The 22,266-nt window shown below is 37.6% G+C and carries 13 protein-coding genes; 10 read left to right on the top strand and 3 right to left on the bottom strand.

Going from position 1 to position 22,266, the window contains the following annotated elements; translation table 11 throughout:
- The first annotated feature begins 622 nt into the window (after window positions 1-622).
- Entirely contained in the window at window positions 623-1,474 is an 852-nt protein-coding gene (locus IV80_RS06075; RefSeq protein WP_057751014.1) for a helix-turn-helix domain-containing protein, read from the top strand.
- A gap of 74 nt (window positions 1,475-1,548) precedes the next feature.
- Here the strand turns inward: IV80_RS06075 and IV80_RS06080 are convergent, their stop codons facing one another.
- On the bottom strand, window positions 1,549-2,484 hold the full coding sequence (locus IV80_RS06080) for a glycosyltransferase family 2 protein (protein WP_057751017.1): 936 nt from the start codon (window positions 2,482-2,484) through the stop codon (window positions 1,549-1,551).
- A 132-nt stretch (window positions 2,485-2,616) separates the two neighbouring features.
- Between IV80_RS06080 and IV80_RS06085 the strand changes: the two genes are divergently transcribed.
- The 5 genes from IV80_RS06085 (at window position 2,617) to IV80_RS06105 (ending at window position 7,750) form a co-directional block, all read left to right on the top strand.
- Entirely contained in the window at window positions 2,617-3,267 is a 651-nt protein-coding gene (locus tag IV80_RS06085) for an ABC transporter ATP-binding protein (RefSeq protein ID WP_057751020.1), read from the top strand.
- Entirely contained in the window at window positions 3,264-4,037 is a 774-nt protein-coding gene (locus IV80_RS06090) for an ABC transporter permease (protein WP_057751023.1), read from the top strand. The genes IV80_RS06085 and IV80_RS06090 overlap by 4 nt, the downstream gene beginning before the upstream one ends.
- A 118-nt stretch (window positions 4,038-4,155) precedes the next feature.
- The gene (locus IV80_RS06095; protein WP_236699579.1) at window positions 4,156-5,595 is read left to right on the top strand and encodes an APC family permease; all 1,440 of its coding nucleotides are present in this window, start codon (window positions 4,156-4,158) and stop codon (window positions 5,593-5,595) included.
- Between the two features lie 230 nt (window positions 5,596-5,825).
- Window positions 5,826-7,256: a C69 family dipeptidase gene (locus IV80_RS06100; protein ID WP_057751029.1), complete on the top strand. Its 1,431-nt coding sequence runs from the start codon at window positions 5,826-5,828 to the stop codon at window positions 7,254-7,256.
- Window positions 7,257-7,354: 98 nt separating this feature from the next.
- On the top strand, window positions 7,355-7,750 hold the full coding sequence (locus tag IV80_RS06105) for an iron-sulfur cluster biosynthesis family protein (RefSeq protein ID WP_057751032.1): 396 nt from the start codon (window positions 7,355-7,357) through the stop codon (window positions 7,748-7,750).
- Between the two features lie 75 nt (window positions 7,751-7,825).
- Here IV80_RS06105 and IV80_RS06110 read toward each other — a convergent pair whose 3' ends face one another.
- Complete coding sequence (locus IV80_RS06110; RefSeq protein WP_057751037.1) at window positions 7,826-9,427, bottom strand: ATP-binding cassette domain-containing protein; 1,602 nt, start codon at window positions 9,425-9,427, stop codon at window positions 7,826-7,828.
- Between the two features lie 336 nt (window positions 9,428-9,763).
- Between IV80_RS06110 and IV80_RS06115 the strand changes: the two genes are divergently transcribed.
- Window positions 9,764-10,612 carry a helix-turn-helix domain-containing protein gene (locus tag IV80_RS06115; RefSeq protein WP_057751040.1) on the top strand — a complete coding sequence of 283 codons (849 nt, stop codon included), beginning with the start codon at window positions 9,764-9,766 and terminating at the stop codon, window positions 10,610-10,612.
- A gap of 94 nt (window positions 10,613-10,706) precedes the next feature.
- On the opposite strand, the gene IV80_RS06120 is transcribed toward IV80_RS06115, so the two are convergent.
- The gene (locus IV80_RS06120; RefSeq protein WP_057751042.1) at window positions 10,707-11,318 is read right to left on the bottom strand and encodes a C40 family peptidase; all 612 of its coding nucleotides are present in this window, start codon (window positions 11,316-11,318) and stop codon (window positions 10,707-10,709) included.
- A 118-nt stretch (window positions 11,319-11,436) separates the two neighbouring features.
- On the opposite strand from IV80_RS06120, the gene IV80_RS06125 reads away from it, so the two are divergent.
- From IV80_RS06125 to IV80_RS06135, 3 genes are all read left to right on the top strand, one after another.
- Window positions 11,437-13,821 (top strand): ATP-dependent DNA helicase, encoded by a 2,385-nt coding sequence (locus IV80_RS06125; RefSeq protein ID WP_057751045.1) that lies wholly within the window; start codon window positions 11,437-11,439, stop codon window positions 13,819-13,821.
- Between the two features lie 204 nt (window positions 13,822-14,025).
- Complete coding sequence (locus tag IV80_RS06130; protein ID WP_057751112.1) at window positions 14,026-15,306, top strand: NupC/NupG family nucleoside CNT transporter; 1,281 nt, start codon at window positions 14,026-14,028, stop codon at window positions 15,304-15,306.
- 353 nt (window positions 15,307-15,659) lie between these two features.
- On the top strand, window positions 15,660-22,223 hold the full coding sequence (locus tag IV80_RS06135; RefSeq protein WP_057751048.1) for a SpaH/EbpB family LPXTG-anchored major pilin: 6,564 nt from the start codon (window positions 15,660-15,662) through the stop codon (window positions 22,221-22,223).
- Window positions 22,224-22,266 lie beyond the last annotated feature (43 nt).

Genomic DNA, 22,266 nt, shown 5'->3' on the forward strand with positions numbered 1-22,266 from the left:
TCCCTCCAATTATTTTGGTATCGTAATTAAGATTCATTAATGCAAACCTTAATTAAACACCATTTTAATCATTTTATAATCAAAGTCAATATTATTTTAATGGAAAAATAACGAAAAATCATTTTTTTAAAATGCAAAAAAAGACTAAGAGAAATTTTCTCTTAGTCTTCTGATAGTTCACTACTACGACACTTTTGTGTTCAAATAATTAGAATTAAAAAAATTATTTTAAACAGTTTCTTAGGGCTTAATGATTTAAAATATAGTTTTCAAATTGGAATATATAAAGTTTCTATCAATCATTGTGTCAGAAATATGAATTTCAAAATAAAATGGACAGTGAAAAATATGGATCCAATTAGTGCATGAATTAATGATAAAACGAACTTTTTAAGTTGCGAAAATTTAAAAAATAATTTTATTCTATTTTAAATATTTATAAAACGCAGTATGATGAAATGAGATTCAATGATGTCAGTGGTATGGTAGATAAGTTTGAGCAGAGATAAGCAGGCACAATAACCGAGTTTAATGTAATTGTTATGACGGCTTCTTCCTTAATACTATTTAAATATATAGTGTCATATATAGACAAAAATTAATACTTTTTAGAGGTACTCTAATGATAGACGGAAATAAAATCAAAATAACACGAAAAAGGTTGCATCTTTCACAACAAAAATTGGCTGCCGGAATCACAACACAAGGTACAATTAGTTCTTTGGAAAGAAATTCTACCTCTCCAGGGAGTACTATACTGGTTAAGTTACTAAATAGACTAAATTTAACACTTGCAGATGTCGTGTCAGAGAATGATCCAGTACGAGTGGATACTCTTTTAAAAAAGGCTGATAAGTTAAGTATGAATTATCAGTATGCTAAAGTGATTGAAGTTTTAAAAAAAATAAAGAATTTAACAGAACCTGAACAAAAAAAGCACTATCAATTTCTCTACACCGATGCAAAAATGTGGTTAGAAAAAAAGTATGACGATGCAATATTTGGATTTAATCAGATGTTACAGTTGCCACAAAATGATCTTGATATTTATACGGTTCTTGCAACTTGTGAACTAGGGGTAGCCTATGATATGAAAAAGGAGCCTGCAAAAGCAAGCTTTTATTTTGAAAAAACAGCTGATTTATTTAAAAAGATTTCAGTGGAAGCATACATTTTTTGGAATCTGCTTATTTCTGATAACCTAGCTATGTATTATTCAAATACCAATCAGAATGACAAATGTTTAGAGATTATTGATCAAGCATTAGAAGCAGCAAAAATTAGTGCCACTTCGTATTTTGTGGATTCTTTCTATTATTTGTACGGGGAAATCAAGATGCAAGATGGCGAAACGCAAGATGCATATAGATATATGATATATGCACGATCTTTTGCAAATTTCTCAGATAATAGGTTGGTTGCTGAAAAGGCGGAGAAATTTTTGACCTCACATGGTATTAATATAAATATTTAATATATGCAGATAAAAATAGTTGGAAAAAATTGCAAATTAAAAAAAAAAACTTTGAGCAAGCGTTCAAAGTTTTCTTATTTTTTTTCATTAATGACATAAAGTGGACGATGTTTGCTTTCTGAGTAAATACGCCCGATATAGTTACCAAGAATACCTAAGCAGAAGAGCTGAATTCCGCCAATAAAGAGAATTATGGCTGCCAAGGATGGCCAACCCGTAGTCGGATCACCAAAAAAGATAGTTCTAAAAATAATGAAGATAATTGCTAACACTGAGATAACGCAGGCAAAAATTCCCACGAAACTGGCAATTGCTAAGGGAGCTGTTGAAAAATCAATAATAGCTTCCAAGGAGTATTCAAATAATTGCCACAGTGACCAGGATGTATGACCGGCAACGCGTTCGCGATTTTCGAAGTCTAAGTACTTTGTTTTAAATCCTACCCAACTGAAAATGCCCTTAGAAAAACGATTAACCTCTGGCATGTTGAGAACGGTATTAACCACTTTTCGGGTCATGACTCGATAGTCCCGCGCATTGGGAATAATTTCAACTTTAGAAATTTTGTTGATGAATTTATAAAACATGTTGGATAGCCATGAACGGAAAACGGGTTCACCTTCACGACCAGCACGCCGTGTGCCAATAGTTTCATATTCTCCAGTGCTGAGCTCTTTTAACATTTGAGGCAATAACTCCGGTGGATCCTGAAGATCGACATCCATCAAGCCGACAATCTCACCAGTGGCAGCCTGTAAACCGGCATAGATGGCCGATTCCTTGCCAAAATTACGTGAAAATGAAACGTAATGAGCAACATCTGGATACTGTTTGTTTAGTTTTTTTAGTTCATTTAAGGTTGCATCTGAAGAGCCATCATCAATAAACCATAGCTCTAAAGCGTAGTTTTGCATTTCTGGTTTTTGAAAAATTTTGGTCATGGCTTTGAAGTAAATTGGTACAGATTCTTGTTCGTTAAAACACGGGACAATCATTGATACAGTTTGCATTGTTAGACACTCCTCCCACTACTTATTTCAAATTATAACATTTAGCCGGCAAAGTAAGTATAAACCTTTCTAATTTATATCGATTCTAAGCTATAATGACACTAAATAGATCGCCGAACGGGAGATGATCATATGGAAACGATTTTACAGCTTAAAAATGTGGGGTATCGAGTGCAAGAAAACCAAATTCTAAATGGCATTTCGTTGGTAGTAAATTCCCAGGAATATCTTACGATTACAGGGCCTTCTGGAAGTGGGAAAAGCACGTTGCTAAGAATCATAGCGTCATTACTTACGGCTAGTGAGGGTGAAATCTTGTTTCAAGGAAAAAATATCGCCAATTTAGATCCTATTCAATATCGACGGCAGGTATCCTATTGTTTTCAGCAGCCAATGCTATTTGGTAAAACGGTGGCAGATAATTTAGATTTTCCTTTTCAAATCCGGCAAACAACGCCAGATATTGCCAAACAAAAAGCCGCACTAAAAGTTGTCGGACTGCCCGAAACTTATTTGACAAAACGGATCACGGAACTTTCTGGTGGTGAGAAACAGCGTGTTGCTATGATTCGCAATATTATGTATGTCCCAGATGTTTTGTTGTTAGACGAGGTCACAGTGGGGCTGGATGAAGAAAACAAGCGCATCGTTAATGAATTAATTGAGCATTTTCACAAGGATCACCACGTCACAATTTTATCAATTACGCACGATGCTGCAGAATTGAATCAAGCAAGCCGCTTATTGACCATCACAAAGGGCAGACTGGAGGAAGCAAAATGAATCTTGATGTAAATAATTGGTCCTTAACGTTGGCATTTTTACTAGTCATGATTGCTTTATGGATTGGCTATCGGGAAAAATTAGGAATTGACCGTGAAATTATCATTGGTGTCATCCGGGCAGTCATCCAGTTGTTTGTTGTGGGTTACTTGTTGAAATACATTTTTAGAGTGAACAATGTGATTTTGACCCTTACGATGTTACTCATTATCATTTTTAATGCATCGTGGAATGCCCAAAAGCGAAGTAATGGGATGTCTAATGCCCTAACCATTTCCTTCATTGCCATTCTCACCAGTACAGGAATTACGTTAGGCGTTTTAATTTTATCAGGTGCCATTAAACTCATTCCATCGCAAGTGATTCCCATTTCAGGGATGATTGCAAGTAATTCCATGGTGGCGATTGGTCTGTGCTACCGAAGTATGAATACGCAGTTTCGTGACCAACGACAAAGCGTCTTGGAGCGTCTGGCATTAGGCGGGACGATCCGTGATGCGTCGATTGGTATTTTACGTGAAAGTATCAAAACGGGGATGTCACCTACGATTGATTCCGCGAAAACAGTTGGGATTGTGAGCTTACCCGGAATGATGTCTGGCCTTATTTTTGCAGGGGTGGATCCTGTGCATGCGATTAAATACCAAATTATGGTGACATTTATGTTACTTTCGGCTACAAGTGTGGGCTCAGTGATGGCTTGTTATCTTGCGTATCGGAGTTTTTATAATGAACGTAAGCAGTTGAAGGATCTGGCCGGTGATGATTAATAATAAATCAATGAGAGGCAAATTAGTGATACGTAAAAACGCTCACTCGCCTCACATGAACCGCTTACAATTGTCCAGTATAATTAGATAAATAGATTATACTGGGGAGATGGTTAAATTGGGAGACACGAGTACAAGCACAAAACAATTTCGTTGGTTTACGATTGCTTTAATCGCGTTTAACACTGTTTGGGGATTTAACAACGTCGTGAATAATTACGCACAACAAGGTGCATCTGTGATTACATCATGGATTATTATTCTGATTATTTACTTCATCCCTTACACATTGATGGTTGGCCAGTTGGGATCCACCTTCAAGAAAAGTGGTGGTGGTGTAAGCTCTTGGATTGATGAGACTTCAACACGAGGGTTAGCTTACTTTGCCGCTTGGACTTACTGGGTGGTTCATGTGCCCTATCTCGCACAAAAGCCACAAAATGTTTTGATTGCCATTAGTTGGGCGTTTACCGGAGCCGGTACCTATTTTAGTCATTTTTCAACAGCTATTTTTTCGATTTTATGTTTGATTGTTTTTCTATTTTTCATGTGGGTGGCTTCTAAAGGAATTACGACGCTAGGGATCATCGCGACATTGGCTGGCTTAGCAACTTTTGTAATGTCAATTCTGTTCATTTTCTTAGCGATTGCAGCGCCACATTTACCAAATGTGACGGCAGCTACGCCAAATCTAACAAGTGTGAAAACTTATGTGCCTAACTTTAACTTTGGGTATTTTACCACGCTATCCATGTTGGTTCTAGCTGTGGGAGGATCAGAAAAAATTGCGCCTTATGTAAATAAAACGCGTAATGCCTCAAGAGAATTTCCACTGGGAATGATTGTTTTAGCCGTGTTAGTGGGCATTTGTGCCATTGTGGGTTCAATCGGAATGGCAATTATTTTTAACAGTAATGCCATTCCCAAGGACTTAATGATGAATGGGGCTTACAGTGCCTTTCAGCGCTTGGGCCAGTATTATCATATTGGGAATACGCTGATGATTACTTATGGTCTGACCAATTCAATTGGACAGATTGCAGCCCTAATCGTTTCAATTGATGCGCCACTGCGAATTTTGTTGTCAGGACACAATGATCAGTATGTGCCAAAGTCATTGATGAAATTGAACAAACATGGTGTTTTCATTAACGGGTACAAGATGACCGGCGTTTTAGTAGGAATTTTGATTATGGTACCTGCAATTGGGATTAAGAACATTCAAGAATTGTATAACTGGTTGTTGAATTTAAATTCAATTGTGATGCCACTACGATACCTGTGGGTGTTTGTGGCCTTCATGTTGCTGAGCCGGCATATGAATAAATTCCATTCAGATTATAGATTTGTGAAAAATAAGACCATTGGTTGGCTATTAGGTTTTTGGTGCTTTATATTTACAGCGTTTGTGTGTGTATTGGGCATGGTGCCAAAAATTAGTTTCTCGGACAATCCACATAGTTGGTTTTTGCAGTTGGGGTTGAATATTGTGACACCAATCGTGTTGATTGCGTTAGGGTTGATTATGCCGATGATTGCAAGAAGAAATAAAAAATAAAGCGTGTTTCAAGAAGTATTTAGCTTTTGAGCATCGCCTAGGAGAGGGAATGATTCAGGCTGGGAATTGTTTCCTTCTTGCTTTAAAATTTTAACCGATATTTTTCATCAAAAAGTAATTCAAGAACAAGACGGAGAAAATTCTCCGCCTTTTTTGAATCAATTAATTTTAAAAACCGATTTTTCTGGTAGAATGGGCGTAATAAGACCAGAAAGAGAGACGATTACAATATGAATAAAGTCACCAGCATGTGTACCTCAGTTTTAGTCGGTAAAAAAGCCAGTTTGGATGGTTCGACAATGATTGCCCGTAATGAAGACCGCTATCTACCAATCCATCCCAAACGATTCTATATGCATCCCGCTGTGCACGAAGCCAATCGTGTTTTAAAATCACAGTTAAATAAATTCGAAGCACCTTTACCAGAAAATGGGTATCGTTATACCGCAACACCTGATGCAGATCCCAATCAATTGCACGAAGGCGTCAACGACGAAAGTGGCATTAACGAGAAAAATGTGGCGGTTAGCGCAACTGAAAGCACTTATGGAAATGAACGCACTTTAGCCTATGATCCTTTAGTGGAAGATGGACTGGGTGAAGATTCTTTGGAAACAATGGTTCTCCCATATGTAGATTCGGCCAAAGCGGGTGTTAAACGTTTAGGAGATTTAATCACAAAATATGGGTCAAATGCCGGCAACAGTGTGTTGTTTAGTGACAAAGACGATGTTTGGTACATGGAAATTGTGACGGGACACTACTGGGTAGCGCAACGGATTCCTGATGATGCGTACGCAGTTGCGGCTAATGAGGTGGCCATTCAACAAGTTGACTTTGATGACGCAGCTAACTTCATGTGGGCTGATGGCATTCAAGAATTTGTTGCCAAACACCACTTGAACGTGGATAAAACAGGATGGAATTTCCGTCATATTTTTGGGACATTTAACGAAAAAGACCGACACTACAACACACCACGAGTTTGGTACGCTCAGAAGTACTTGAATCCAGAAATTGAACAGGATCCTGAATCTGGGGAGCTTCCATTTATCTGTCACACCACGCACAAAATTTCAGTCGAAGATGTTGAATTCATTTTAGGATCCCATTATAATGAAACACCATTTGATCCGTTAGCACCTGGTGAAAATGCGGATAAATACCGTTATCGTGCTATTTCATTAAATAGAACCCAAAACTCACATGTGTTGCAGATTCGTAATGATGTGCCGACAGCGCAAGCGGCTGTTTACTGGTTAAACTTTGGTGTGCCGGCCTTTAGTCCATATGTGCCATTTTATAATAATGCTACGGACACGGATGACAGTTACAAAGATACTTCAATGAAGTTCAATTTTAGTGATGCATACTGGATGTATCGTATACTGTCAATGATGGTGGAAAGTCATTATCCCCAATTTGTACAAAGCGACCGCGACTATTTGACCGCACTTCGTGAAACGCAACGTCGTCATTTAGAAAATACCGACAAAGAAGCAAGCAAACTTTCTGGAACAGCTTTGACAGACTATTTGACTGACCAGAATAAGGTTTTGGTTGCAGAAATGCGAAAACAAACCGTTGATTTTATTGGGAGTTTGGTTGTACAAGGCGCAGGTTTGTCTAAATTGACCTTCAATATGGATAAAAATCTCTAATTTATTAGACTTGCGGGGTAACTATCAAAGATTCAAATGAGTTATCAATACGAATTCAATCTGTTAAACTTGTGAAACAAGATAGTGGGGGTAAATCCATGCTAAAGATTAAAATTACTGATTCTGCTATAGCTTTACTGAAAAGAAAAAATATTGCCGACAAAATCCTGTTGTTGGTTACGGATGATGGTGGCGGTAAGTATTCCTTACAGGGTGGCGCCTGCAGCATTGGTGCCAAATTTTCAATAGTGGCATTGGATGAAATTGATCCAGACTATCCACTTAACATTGAAAATGATTTTGAACTTCAGTTATATACTTCAGATTATGATACCCGATTTTTACGACCGGGATTAACGTTGACTGTTAAAAATTCACGCATAACCTTAAAAGATAATACAGGTTTATTAGACAGCAATGTACGCATCGCAAACGGCCAAGATATTTTGGCGGCTTTTGAAAAAGGCATTATGATGAATGGCGAAAGTTGCTAAAAGTCTGAACGAAAATAAAAAACTGACTGATTTCTATTTTTAGAAACCAGCCAGTTTTTTAAATTCAAAAGATTTTTACATTTTGATGATGTCGTCAAATAATTTCATGTTTTCTTGGTGTAGTGTATGACTAACCATAATTACCGTTAAGTTCGTATTGGTAAGTAAGTCGGCCTCAATTTTGGCCGCTGTCTTGGCATCGACAGATGAAGTGCTTTCGTCCATGAGGATAATCTTAATATTGTGACGCAATAAACCGCGAGCTAACGCCAATCGTTGCTTTTGACCACCAGACAGATTCACGCCATCTTCGCCAACGTGGGTTTCCAAAAACTTTCCAGCTTCCTTCAAAGAGGAGATTAAGTTTGTTTCTAACAAAACCTGTGACAAAGAATCTTCTGGGAAATGATCTAATAGCTGCAAATTCTGCCGAACTGTTGTATTTAGTAAACGGGGCTGTTGATCCAAATAAAGAATCCTGCTTAAGATTGTTTGTTGGGAAAGTTCTTGATAATGCTTACCAAATAAAGATAATGTCCCGGTGTAGTGAGTATGATAACCAGCAATTAGTTTTAATAGTGTTGATTTTCCAGTGCCACTGGCACCCAGAATTAAATATTTTTTCTTAGCCAGAAAGGTATAGGAAAAATTCTGAATAATCGGTTTATCTTGGTATTTAAACGAAACGTTTGTTGCTTGAATGGCTGTTTCACTTGATTTAATAGCTGTTGATTTTGGTGTACGAGATTCATCAGAAGCTAAAAGACGATCATATTTACTGAACAGCGGTTTTACACCGCGCATGCTACCTAGATAAGTACTCATATTACCTAAGTTATTAAAAACATTGCCAGCCAAAGCACCCACGGCCATTAAAGTTCCAATCTTAACGAACCCATGTAACGCCAAGAACCCACTCAAACCGATTAATAAAACCTGTGACAAAACGTTACCAGTGAAGCCAATAACTTGAACGATTGATTGCGTTTTAGTGAGATGAACGTTGGCTTTTTTTAAATCTAGAGAAGCTTGTCTGACATGTTTGGAAACCATCGGAAGTGCAAATAGGGCATACAAAAAATTAAATCCTGATAGAACATCTTCTACTTGAGAAACAAACTGTTCATTTTCTTTGGTTAGAACCTCATTGGATTTTTGCAGCCGATGATCCATGATTTTGGGTGCCAGAATAATGATGAACGCCATGACGATTGCGGTTACGGTTAGACTCCAATGATAAGCGGTTAAAGTAATTAGCGCGAAAATGACGCCAAATATGCTCTCAATTACGATAAATAAACTTTGTAAACCACTTTCATTAATAATAGTAATGTCGTTGTTTAACCAAGCAACATAGGCACCCGTATTTTTACTGTGAAACGTTTCATAGGACAATTTTTCGATTTTTTGAGTGATATGATGACGAATTGAAATATCGATGTCTTGAATAACAACTTGAGTGTAATTAATAACTAGATAAGTAAAAGAAATGACGCCTAGCCACATCAATAATAAGAAAATAATTTGATAAAAAAAGTTTTTCAAGTTATGAGCGACCAAGGCGTTTAGAGAATTCGCATTAAAAACTGAGGCTAAAACAGTAAAAAATTCAGTAACTGCCATGAGAAAAATAAGTAAGGTCACTTGTTGCCAATTTCTTTTTAGATATTTATTCATTTTGGTTCCTCTTTTGAATTCGCTGGCAAATTTATAATTGTATGTAAGGCTAAATCAGTAAGTTTATCGTTAGTCAAAGCTTCAATCCAATTCCAATCGCCATTTGGATTTACTTCTAAAAATACCAGCTATTTTGGACTTTTAAAAAATTACATTGGAATTTCAACTTTCTACCAGTCAAATATAATTGGACTCAAAAAGTATAGCCTCCTCATTTTTTTGATTTTTAATCAATGAAAATGTAAAACATTGATTGAATTTATTTTATATCAAAATAAGTTTTTGCCTACAAAAGTGTGATAGAATGTACCACAAAAAATGAGAGGATGATTAAAAATGGGAGAGCAAAGCAAATTAATAAGAAAGTTACGTAAAGAACGGCATCTTTCACAAAATTTTTTAGCGGAAGGTGTCACTACTAGAGAAGCGGTATCTAAATTTGAAACACGTGGGACAGAGATCTCGGCGCAAACTTTGTTTGCCTTTTTAAATAAAATGAATATTGAACCGGAGGAATATGTTTTTTTGTTACATAGTAAGAATACTTTTAAACAAAAAATAAATCAGATGGGTAAATCATTAGTGCAAAGTGACAAGCATGAACAGCAAAGTTATATAAACAAACTTAATCAGTATTATTTTGAAACTAATGATCCTTTTTATAAGTTAATCTCGTGCCAGTATCAATTACTCTTTAATTCCGAAAAGCTTAAAGATTCTGAAAAATTCAAAAATTGTGAAAAAGTAATTAAAGACTATCTTAATCAAGTTGAAAATTGGGGCAGATTTGAACTTGCCCTATATAGCAATGTTCTGTTTATTTTTGATTCTGATTTAATTTTAGCGACACAAAAAAATGTAATTAGCAAAATGAAAATTTATAAATCGAATGCTTATTACAAGTACGGTATTACCAATTTCTTTCATAATGCTGAGATGCTATTTTGTATTCGTAAGGATTTTTCAAGTTTGCAGAAAATATTACCCTATTACAGAAATCAGACTAAGGAAGTTGATTATTGTTACGAAAGAATTAATTATTTGATTTTTGAAAAAATTGCCCAAAAAGGAAGCTCATTTGAAATCTCTGAGATTTCAAATGAGCTAAGTATTTTGAACTATTTAGGATACAAGCAAATTGCTACTGATATTACTAATTTTATAGCACAAACACTTGGTGACTAAAAAGATTGTTCGCCACTAGACGTTTGAAGCATGGTTGTTATTTTTTTTACAAAATAAGTATTGCACGCCGCATAAAACAAGCCAATGATGAGAGTTAATCTAAGTTAGTTACATGTGCATAACCGGCAATATAAGATTTCCAGTAAGAAGCCATGTAGCTTTCTTTGATGACCCCGCGGTCTTGAGCATCAATCATTTGGTTATCACCGGACACGATAATTCCCACATGATCAATAGTAGCTCCGCCGTTATAGCTAAAGAAAACTAGGTCGCCGGGTTTAACCTTGTCATGTGAAACGTGATCGAAAGCGTTATATTGTGCTTCGGCCGTCCTTGGCAATTTTTTGTCCAGGACTTTCGAAAAGACATATTGGGTTAAGCCAGAACAGTCAAACGTATCTGGTCCGACAGCGCCCCAAACGTACTTTTTGCCGAGTTGTTGACGCAAGGTTTGATATAAATCACTGTATTTTTGAGTTGCTTTTTTAGCGCTAACTTCAGCTGTCTTTTCAGGCTTGGAATCAGCTTTGATTTGTTGTTCTTTTTTAGGGATACTAATTTTGGCAATCGAGTCATGATGATTTGTGGTTGCCAAAATACTTTGGATCGGTTTGATGCTGTCCGCGGAAATATGCGTTTGGACAAGGAAGAGGGCCAAAAAGGCCGTAAAGAATAGTAAAATAGGTAGTGCAGTTTTAGTTTTCATGTGAACTCCTTAAATTTTTAACTGATTCATCTATGATAACAGCCGAATGTTACAATTGGTTAACAATGAGGTTTTAAAAAGAAAACTAGATATTACATAAGACGAAAGGGTGGCACGAATGGCAGGCAAAAAAATTGGAATCCGACAATTAGTGGAGTTTGTTCTTCGTGCCGGTGACCTAAGTTCCACAAGCAATAGTCAAAACACAGCATTGGAAGGTGCGCGGATTCATCGCAAACTACAAAAAGCTGGTGGCGAAAATTATGAAAAAGAAGTTTATGTCAAACGTACGGTGTCTATGGCGGGAGAAGATTACGTCATTGACGGCCGAGCTGACGGTGTGGTTCAAACGGCCGACCAATTGCTAATTGAAGAAATAAAAACATCTGATCCGGATTTCGAAGATTTATCCGAAAATACTTTAACTCTGTATTGGAGCCAAGCCAAGGTGTATGGTGCTATTTTGACCCATGACTTGGATATGCCAGAAGTCACCATCCGACTAACCTACTATCAGCGGACAACTGACAAAATCACTAAAACTGAAAAAACGTACCCACGCGAAACGCTACAGAAATTCTTTGACGAATTAATTGAGGAATATCGTAGTTGGTTAGTGATGCGTAGTGACTGGCGTAAAACGCGTAATCAAAGTATTAAGGACTTAGCTTTTCCCTTTGCTGATTATCGAAGCGGACAGCGTGACTTAGCCGTGGCCGTATACAAGACGGTGGCCTTAAAGAAACGGTTATTTGTCGAAGCGCCAACTGGAACCGGGAAGACCATTTCGACTTTGTTTCCAAGTATTAAGGCCATGGGAGAAGATTTATGTGACCGCTTATTTTATTTGACAGCCAAGCAGAGTACCCGTAGTGTGGCCGAAAAAGGTCTCCAAGTGATGGTGGACAAGGGGTTAAAGATTAAAAGTATTACGCTAACCGCTAAAGACAAAATTATTTTTCCAGATGAGGTTGATGTGGCCCCTGAGGATAATCCGTACATGATTGGCTATTATGATCGGTTGAAAGATGGTTTGAGAGATGTTTTCGAGCACGAAAGCCAAATAACACGGCCGATCATTGAAACTTATGCCAAAAAACACATGCTGGATCCGTTTGAATTCTCACTCGACATTTCTACTTTTATGGACGTGATTATCTGCGATTACAATTATCTTTTCGATCCGATTGTCTACTTGCAGCGCTTTTTCTCGCAGCCAGATGACAATAACTTCTTCTTGGTAGATGAGGCCCACAACTTAGTTTCACGAGCGCGTGATATGTATACCGCACAAGTAGATGATCGTCCCATTGACGCGTTGTTAGCAGCGGGAAAAATGGCAAAGGACAATGAAGATGTTCAAGGAATTACCAATCAGCTCAAAAAAGTACAAACGGTTTTTGATCAAGTTAAATTACCTTTGACGGAACAAAACCAGACGCAAGCCGTGACTACTGAAGAGCTGACGAGTTTTCGCCATGGATTAGAAAAATTCAATAGTTTTGTGCAAGATTGGTTACCGAAGCAGCCGCCGGTACCCTTCACCTCCCAAATTTTAGATTTCTTCTTCACATTATTAAGATACGTCAAAATTTCAGCTTTTTACGACGAAAGTTATCGTGTTATTGTGAGTTTGGACGAGGATGGTAGCGTGAGCGTTAAAGAGTTGTGTTTAGATCCCAGTCCATATCTAGATATGTCGCTGAAAATGGGACGCGGGGTGGTCTTTTTTTCGGCCACACTATCCCCGATGGCTTACTTTAAAGAGACGCTAGGATGTGAAACCAATGGGTTAAGTTTGCAATTAACTTCTCCATTTTTAGAAAAACGCCAAAATATTTTGGTGACGCCTTACATCAACACGACGTATAAGCAACGCGAAAATAGTTTGCCCCAAATTGTGGAAAGTATCTTTGCGATGGTTAACGCTAAGAAGGGCAATTACCTCATTTTTTGTCCGTCGTATAAGTATATGACTCAAATTGAATCGGCCTTTTTAGATCGTTATCAGCAATTTAATGTGATTGAACAAAGTAATCAGATGGACGAAAAGGCCCGTCAGGAATTTTTGGACGCTTTTTCAAAAAAATATCCGCATTCGTTGATTGGGTTTAGTGTTTTAGGCGGGATTTTCTCTGAGGGGATTGATCTTGTTGGCGACCACTTGATTGGTGTGGGCATTGTAAGTGTTGGACTGCCTGGCTTAAGTGATGAACGAGATCTTCTAAGAAACTATTTTGATCAGAAAAATGGAAAAGGGTTTGAGTATGCGTATCAATTGCCAGGAATGAATCACGTCTTGCAAGCAGCGGGACGCCTCATTCGCAGTAGTCAAGATGCAGGAAACGTGGTATTGATGGATAATCGATTTGGTTCCTTACGATACACACAGTTATTTCCGCGACATTGGCAACATTATCAACGCGTGTATTCGACTGAGCAACTCGCAAAAAATATCGCCCAATTTTGGCAACGGGTTGGCGAACAAAAAAATGAGCTGTGAAACCTTTGGAGAAAAGCTGAAATTTGTTTTCTCTGAGGGCTTTTTTATTAAAGTGCAAAAATTAATGAGGTTAAAGGCAAGTTATTTAGAAATATATCCTATTTCTTGTTTACAGCGGTAAGCTTAATCGGTATATTATATAAGGGCTGTTGTAATTGTTGGAATGATATGTAGAAAGAGGGAGCTTGCGGAATGGGAAATGGCATGTATTTGGTCATTAATGTAATTGGAATTCTTGTTTTTATTGGTGTCGCATTTTTATTCTCCAAAGATAAAAAGCACGTTGATTGGCGTTCAGTTTTGACTATGCTAGTGATTAACATCTTCTTGGCTTGGTTTTTAACTGGATTCTCGATCGGAATTGACGGTGTGAAGGCCGCAGCAAATGCCTTTAACTGGATGGTACAGATTTCATATTCAGGAATCGGATTTGCCTTATCAAGTTGGGTAAACGTGAAACAAATGGACTTTGTGACAAGTTCGTTGTTACCAATCTTGATGATTGTGCCACTTTTTGATATTTTGACCTACATTGGTTTCTTGCCATGGTTAATTAAATGGGTAGGACGTGGCTTAGCCTTTATTACCCGCCAACCAAAATTCGAATCATTTTTTGCGGTTGAAATGATGTTTTTAGGTAATACTGAAGCTTTAGCAGTTTCCAGTCTGCAATTAAAACAAATGAAGGCCCAACGATTAGTGACAATTGCGATGATGTCAATGAGTTGTGTGACGGCATCGATTCTGGGTGCTTACATGCAAATGATGCCTGGTGAATATATCATTGCTGCAGTTCCAATTAATATCGTAAATGCAATCATTGTCACAATTATTCTGAATCCAGTGACAGTGACACCTGAAGAAGATGTGATTGCCAAGATCGGTAGCAGTGCACAAATCGAAGAGAATACCCAAACAACTGATCCAAGCGGTTCAGAAGAGTTGGCGGAAGCACAAGTTAAAGCTGATGCTAAACCAAAACGTGAGCCATTCTTCTCATTTTTGGGAGATTCTATCTTAGGTGCTGGTAAATTAGTTCTGATTATTTTGGCAAACGTCATTGCCTTTGTGGCCTTAGCTAAATTAATTGATGAAGGGTTACAACTTGTCGCACCTTGGTTGACCTTGGAAAACATTTTGGGCATCATTATGTTCCCATTCGCATGGTTATTAGGATTGGATGTGCCAACAGCTTTCAAGTTTGCTCAATTTATGGGAACAAAGCTTGTGACTAACGAATTCGTCGTCATGGGTAAGGTTTCACCTGTAGTACAAACTTATGCACCCCATTTCAGAGCAATGTTAACGGTGTTCTTGACTTCCTTTGCCAACTTCTCGACAACCGGGATGATTATTGGCGCGTTCAAGGGGATTGTCGATCGTAAGAAAAATGATGTGATTTCTAAAAATGTAGGATACATGTTACTCTCAGGAATTTTAGTATCCTTACTGTCAGCCGGTGTCGTAGGGCTGTTTAGTTGGTAAAAAAGTGACAAGAAACTGATCTTTGTCACAAAATAACGTAAAAGTAGTGAATAATCGTGTCTTTTAGTTTTTTTGACAGATTATTCACTATTTTTTTGTCTATTTGTAGAAAACGCTTACTAAATGTTAACGAGAATTAGATTTAAATTATGGTTGTTATATATTAAATTTGTTTTTAGTACTTTTCAATGAGTATAATCAAATTAAAGTGATGATAACTATAAGATTAGTTTGAAGGAGGCTCTAGAAAATGATGCGCAAATATCATTTAAGAATCTAAATTTTAGGACAGTTAAGATACCTTCCACATTTTGCCGCTTTTACCAACATCAAATTAGCAAGGGAGAAAAAATATGGAAAATACGCCCCCAAAGACGCACACTATATTTCGCGTAATCATGGTGTGCCTGCTTGTTTTTCAGACTTTTCAGTCCGTATTTTCGGCGATGCCCGTTAATGCAACCGAGACCAATAAAAGTCATTATGAGCTCATTGATGATGAAAATGCTTTGATGAAAGTCGATAGTCAATTTAACGAAGAAAAAAATGAAATTAGTTGGTCCGTAACGCTTGATAAACATGCGAGTGAAAAGAAACGAAAATCAACGTTACAGTTTTTAAATAACGACCATAATTTAGGTAAGATTAGTGAGCTGAAGGTTAACCATAGGGCCGCTACATTGAATGAAAATGATGAATATGTAGAAGACCAAGCATCTGAAAAAGAAACTAAATTGAAATTTACTTTTAAAACAAGTCTCGAAAGTAAAACAGCTTCTGAATATAGTTTAAAATTCAAACCACAAATTGTGGAATTCAGTGATGAAGCCGAAGAATCAAAAGTAATGGCTGATAAAGAATACGAAGCTCGTGTTTCTGTTACACGAACAGCCTCAGAAGATTCAGCCGTTAATGAACCTGCTAAAGAAATTGAATCAGCAATTTCAAGTGCAAATAAAGCGTCAAGTAGCCAAGCAACGAGTCAAAACGAGAAGGCAAGCAAAGTTGAATCAAGTGCTGATAACAGCCGAAACACTTCAAGCTCAAATAGTGAGAAGAAAACGGAAAAATCCAGTGATGATGATTCAGACTCGGACGATGACTCGGATAAAGGTAGTCAGTTTACAATGAAGTCCGCAGGTGGTAAATCACTTGCAGAATTAGCTGGTAGTATTGGCGATTGGACGGATAAAACAGTAGATGGATATACAACTGGAAGTAGTGTATTCCCTAAAAATTATTGGAATAAAGAAGATAGTCATGATCAAACTAAACAGAATGATTCCTCAGATTATCGTAATTTCATGTTTAATGATAATGCTAGTCTTTCCAATAAAAATAATTATATTGGTTATGGAAAGAATGGTGATGAAGGAGAAGAAAGTGCATTTTGGCTCAAAAAATCTCTGGTACCTGAGGGAGACAATAAATACAAAGTAAGTTTAAACGTACGAGGTAATGATTATCAGCCTCTCCCTAAGATTGAGGTAATGTTGGTCCTAGATAATTCGAATAGTATGACTAATAAAGATATAGCAGCTTTAAAGGAATATGCAAAATCTTTTGTGCAGACAGTTTGGGGTGTGAATGCAAGTGGTGTTGCAGAAAATGATTCAGCTGCAGATGCCAGAAAGGCAATCAAAATTGGAATGGTGTCTTATAATACTCTTGCTGAAAAGCCCACAAATTTATATTCGTCAGATGATGCAAGCGATCTTTTAAAGGGTATTGATGCTATTACGAGAAGTTGGGGCTATACTAATACTCAAGATGGAATGAGAAAAGCTAATGTTGCGCTAGCTGGTGGTGACTCGGCAGCACAAAAAAATATGATTGTCATGAGTGACGGAGTTCCAACGCGTAGTTTCAAAGCCACAGCACTAGAAGATAACAATGGTGGTTTACAAGAGCTTTCAGGAAGTTATAGCATTCCGGAATTTGTTAACAATAATTCGAAGAAGAAGGTAAGCAAGTCAGGATTAGGAGAAAGCTTAGTAGAAGGAAATAATCAAGATGGAGAAATCAATAGTCCTTACTCTGTTGAAAACTATAAAATAAGCACACATACATTTGCGACGATGTCTGAAGCATTTCATATTAAAGCCGGCGGAGTAAATGCCTACAGTGTGCTTTTCCGAGAAAACTCTGGCATTGCTACCAATACGATGATGAATATTGCAAGTGGAACTAGTAATTTCTTCGAGGCAGACGATCACGATAAACTAAATGAGGCTTTTCAAAATATTGCCCGCGGTCTTGTTCGGACTGTTAATCAAGGAACCATTAGTGATCCGATGGGTGATTATATTCTTAATGATGGTGAAGTTGAAATCAAGGCGGTAGAAGGTGGGGACGGCATTTTAAGTGGTGTTCAAGGAACTATCACCGATAGCCAACTCTCTGTTTCTGGTTTGAATCTTGGAAAAAATGAAGAAATCCAAATTTCTTATATTATTGAGATTGATGATGGGGCTAAAAATTTTCCTTATGGAGATTTCATCCAAGCAAATAAGGAAACCACTTTGACACCAGCGGCAAACACACAAAAAGCTCAGTTTGGGATTCCTTCCGTACGAGTTGGACGAAATGATGAAGGAAAGGCAAGCTTTGAACTTAAGAAAGTAGATGGAAAAGGCCAACCTATTAGTAGTTCTGCAAGCTTCAAAATTTCTGAAGCCGATACTGATTGGAAAGTGGATCCCAATGGTGAATCTCAGAACAGGAACACCACAAATGGTAAGTTAACTTTTAGTGATTTAAAAGCTGGTTACTATGTTGTTCAAGAAACACAATCTCCAGAAGGTTTTTCTAGTTCAGATACTGAATATCACATACACATTACCTTTGATAGCAAAAAAGGTGAATATAATGTGCAATTGGTACGTGACGGTGAAAATGAAGATTTAGATAAGAACCCATTAGTAGTTGAAAATCACCTTAATCCCTTTGAATTAAAATTCGATAAAGTGAGCGAAGAAGAACCTCTTGTGGGAGCAGAATTTGCTTTAGAAAGAATTGATGGAGGCAATAACAATGGTGCTATTAATGTTGCAAAAGGCGAGAATGGATATAGTTTCACTGCAACTGAATTAGCACCTGGTAAATATCGTCTAACGGAAACAAAAACACCAGATGGTTATAAAACAAATGCGCCAATTGAAATTACAATTCATGAGTCTGGCGAAGTTGATATTGACTATACAGGTTCAGAACATGAAAACCCAGTCAATGATGATAGTATTAAAGTGTCACTCAACGATGAGACTAATACAATTAGTTTCAATGTTGAAAATACAGCTCACAAAAAAGTTGAAGTTTCTGGAGAAAAAAATTGGGAAGACAATGATAATCGTTTTGGAACACGTCCAGAATCAATTACAGTTCAACTACAACGACGGGCGGCTAATAATGATGACTGGAAAGATGTGGAAGGTAAGAGTGAAGTAGTTAAAGCCAACTCTCAAGGAAATTGGGGGTATACTTTTACCGGATTACCTGAATTTACAACTGATAATGAAGACGTTAAATGGCAGTATCGTGTTATGGAAGTGACGTCGTTACCAGATTACAAGGTAACTTATGATGATGCACATGAAGATATCACGAACACATTAAATCTTCACAAATACACTATCAGAAAAACAGCAGCAGATGGTAAAACCGAACTTAGTGGTGCTGAATTTAAGTTAGTTCATAATGATTCTGGTGAAATTATGGATCTATCCGACACAAGTTCTGGTGCCAACTTCTCATGGACAGGGTTACCGGCTGGTGAATATACTTTAACTGAAACTAAAGCGCCAGAAGGTTTTCATGCAGAAACTACCACCTACAAAGTTGTTATTGATAGAAATGGTAATGCCACTACAACTCCAGCTGATACTAAGAAATCAGTAAAGACGGAAGTGGATAAAACTACAGTTATCAAAAACGCTTTGAATGACTTTGAATTGAACTTCAACAAAGTTAATGCAAAAGGTGATTCATTGAAGGGCGCCGAATTTACCTTAACCCAAGGTGGCGAAGAAGTTGAAGTTACTGAAGGTGAAGATGGCAAGTTTACAACCGACAGCTTGACACCTGGAGAATACGTTTTAGAAGAAGTTAAGGCACCAAGTGGTTACTTGATTGCTGAAAACATTTTAATCAGTGTTAGTAGTACGGGGAAAGTCACAATGGAACAGACGGATGGTCAAGACTTCAAATTTGATATTAATTACAACGAAAACATCAACACAATTGCTTTCAATGTTGTTAATGAAGAAATTAAGTCAACTGACTTCTCTGGAAAGAAAGTTTGGAATGACACTTCCAATAAATACAATACGCGACCAGAATCAATTGACTTAACACTTTATCGTCGAATTGTTGGTAGTGATGACAACTGGGATAAAGTAGATTCTGAAGCCACAATTGAAGAAGATGACGATGATCCCGACCAGTGGAACTATAACTTCTCTAATTTAGAGAAAACGAATGCTGCTGGTAAAACTTATGAATTTAAAGTTGAAGAAAAAGAAGTTTCTGGATATACTGCAGAAATTTCTGGAACAACCATTACTAACAACTTAAAACAACAATTTATTGTTGAAAAAGTTGATGCTGAAGGAAAGGCGCTAGCCGGGGCTAGCTTCAAATTGACAGATGAAGATGGTAAAGAAGTTCAAAACACTTCTAAAAAGGCTGATCAATTTAGATACCGTGGGCTAACTGCTGGCACTTACAAATTAGTTGAAACTTCAGCACCTAATGGTTTCAAACAGATTGATAAGGAATACGAAGTGACTGTTGCTCAGAACGGTAAGATCACGGTTCCTGGATTAGATGTTGATGGAACTAAGATTCAAACGGTTCAAATTAAAAATGAATTAAGCAACTTCAATCTGAAGTTCAATAAAGTTGATGAAAATGGTGACGCACTTAAGGGTGCTGAGTTCAAATTAACTGGGCCTGATGGTGAAGTGAAAATTGAACAAGATGCAGACTCTGCAACCTTTAATGCTGAATCCTTACAAGCTGGCAAGTACACGTTAGAAGAAACTAATGTACCTGATGGTTATAAGGAAATTGATCCAATCAAGTTTATAATTACGGAACAAGGTAAAGTTGAATTTGATAATGATGCCTTAATTAGCAACTCCAAGGTCACCTTAGGTAAGGATGGCGAGGATTCCACATTAGAATTTACGCTTGAAAATGTAAAGGTAGGTACTGTTAAAATTGCAGGTACCAAAGTTTGGGATGATTTTGACAACAGTTTCCGTAAACGCCCAGAAAATATTGAGCTGACATTGCAGCGACGTTTAGCAGAGTCAGATGATAAATGGGATGATGTGAAACTTGAAGATGGCAAGCAGAGCTTAACGGTTACGGGCGACGCAACTTCCGGTAACTGGGATTACGATTTTGGTACAGTGCAACTCACTAACGCTAAAGAAGATCCTTATGAGTTCCGCGTTGTGGAGACACCAATTGCCTCTTATGATCATTACAAAGATCCAATTTACCATTATATACAAGCTGATGGTGATCGAATGGAACTTAAAGATGGCGAAGGCAAGAAGCCAGCTGCTGATCAAGCTGTTGCTGAATTCGATGTGACTAACCAAATTGATCCATGGGATGTCACAATTGACAAGTACAATACAGCGGGTAAATTGGATGGTATGGCAACTTTTACAGCAACTTTGGCGGATGATAACTGGCAAGCAATTACTGGAGGCAATGCCTACAAAGAGACACTTACCCCAAGTGATAGCAAAGGTGGTAAGTATGTCTTTAATCAATTGGTACCAGGCAATTACTTGATTGAAGAAACAGCTACTAATGATGACCATGTCGTTAACGGAAAGCAATACAGGCTTTCACTTAGCGAAAAGGGTGAAATCACAATAAAAAATGCTGATTCTGCTGTCCAAGTGAATACGAATCAAAAAGATACGGTTGATTTTAAAAACTGGGATCCAGAAATCACTAAAACCGCCGATCGCAAGAGTGTAGCGGTAGGTGATGAGTTTAACTGGCATATCAGTATGCAAGTTCCACAGGGAATTGAAACCTTCAAGTCCTTTACAGTTAGCGATGAGATTGACAGTCGCTTGGATTATGTTGGTGTAAAGGACGTGCAACTTAAGATTCAAGATGTACACGGTAAGACAACGACACAAGCACTTAAGAACGACGACACTTATAAGACGGTTGTAAAGAATAACCAAGTAACTGTCGTTCTCCTTAACGACGAGTTCGAAGGCGGCCGAGACGCACTTGAATCAGCAGTTAAAAAGGCTGGAACTCAAGGCACAGTGACACTTGAATTTAAACTTACGACTGTAATTAACAAAACTTTTGAATCAGGAACGATTGAAAATACTGCTGTATTAAATTACATGGATGGACAAAACGTTGCTGGTGAAGCACAGAGCGAGGATTCTGTTGAAGGTAAACCAGTTAAAATTGCAACTGGTGGAGCAAACTTCAAGAAAGTGATTGCCAATACTAACAATCCGTTAGCTGGTGCGAAGTTCAAGGTTTATCGAAAACATAATGGTAAGACACAATACCTGAGTTACAGAACGGATAGTCAAGGTCGGGTTACAGATGTGAAATGGACAAGTAAGCAAAAAGCAACAACCTTGACATCACCTAGAAGTGGTATCTTCAAAGTTTCTGGTTTGGCATATGGGACTTACTTCTTGGAAGAGACCAAGGCACCTGATGGTTACCGACGTTTAACAAAAGATGTGGCGTTTAAGGTAAATGCAACTTCTGCAAGTAAGAGTCAAGTAACCTATGTGGAAAATAGTAAGAATCCACAATTGCCAATTACTGGGACAATGGGCATGATGCTTATACTTCTAGCGGGAATTATCCTCATAGTAGCAGGGTACGTGCTCTATCGCAGACGTCGATTGAGTTAATAATTAAAAAGGGTGTGGTCAACACATCCTTTTTATACATAGA

It is taken from the genome of Pediococcus cellicola, from assembly GCF_001438655.1.
GTDB classification, from domain to species: Bacteria; Bacillota; Bacilli; order Lactobacillales; family Lactobacillaceae; genus Pediococcus; species Pediococcus cellicola.

Coding starts and splice junctions, on each gene's coding strand:
- IV80_RS06085 (WP_057751020.1), top strand. CDS start 2,617: ATGGAAACGATTTTACAGCTTAAAAATGTGGGGTATCGAGTGCAAGAA.
- IV80_RS06080 (WP_057751017.1), bottom strand. CDS start 2,484: ATGCAAACTGTATCAATGATTGTCCCGTGTTTTAACGAACAAGAATCT.
- IV80_RS06105 (WP_057751032.1), top strand. CDS start 7,355: ATGCTAAAGATTAAAATTACTGATTCTGCTATAGCTTTACTGAAAAGA.
- IV80_RS06135 (WP_057751048.1), top strand. CDS start 15,660: ATGGAAAATACGCCCCCAAAGACGCACACTATATTTCGCGTAATCATG.
- IV80_RS06100 (WP_057751029.1), top strand. CDS start 5,826: ATGAATAAAGTCACCAGCATGTGTACCTCAGTTTTAGTCGGTAAAAAA.
- IV80_RS06110 (WP_057751037.1), bottom strand. CDS start 9,427: ATGAATAAATATCTAAAAAGAAATTGGCAACAAGTGACCTTACTTATT.
- IV80_RS06115 (WP_057751040.1), top strand. CDS start 9,764: ATGGGAGAGCAAAGCAAATTAATAAGAAAGTTACGTAAAGAACGGCAT.
- IV80_RS06130 (WP_057751112.1), top strand. CDS start 14,026: ATGTATTTGGTCATTAATGTAATTGGAATTCTTGTTTTTATTGGTGTC.
- IV80_RS06090 (WP_057751023.1), top strand. CDS start 3,264: ATGAATCTTGATGTAAATAATTGGTCCTTAACGTTGGCATTTTTACTA.
- IV80_RS06125 (WP_057751045.1), top strand. CDS start 11,437: ATGGCAGGCAAAAAAATTGGAATCCGACAATTAGTGGAGTTTGTTCTT.
- IV80_RS06075 (WP_057751014.1), top strand. CDS start 623: ATGATAGACGGAAATAAAATCAAAATAACACGAAAAAGGTTGCATCTT.
- IV80_RS06120 (WP_057751042.1), bottom strand. CDS start 11,318: ATGAAAACTAAAACTGCACTACCTATTTTACTATTCTTTACGGCCTTT.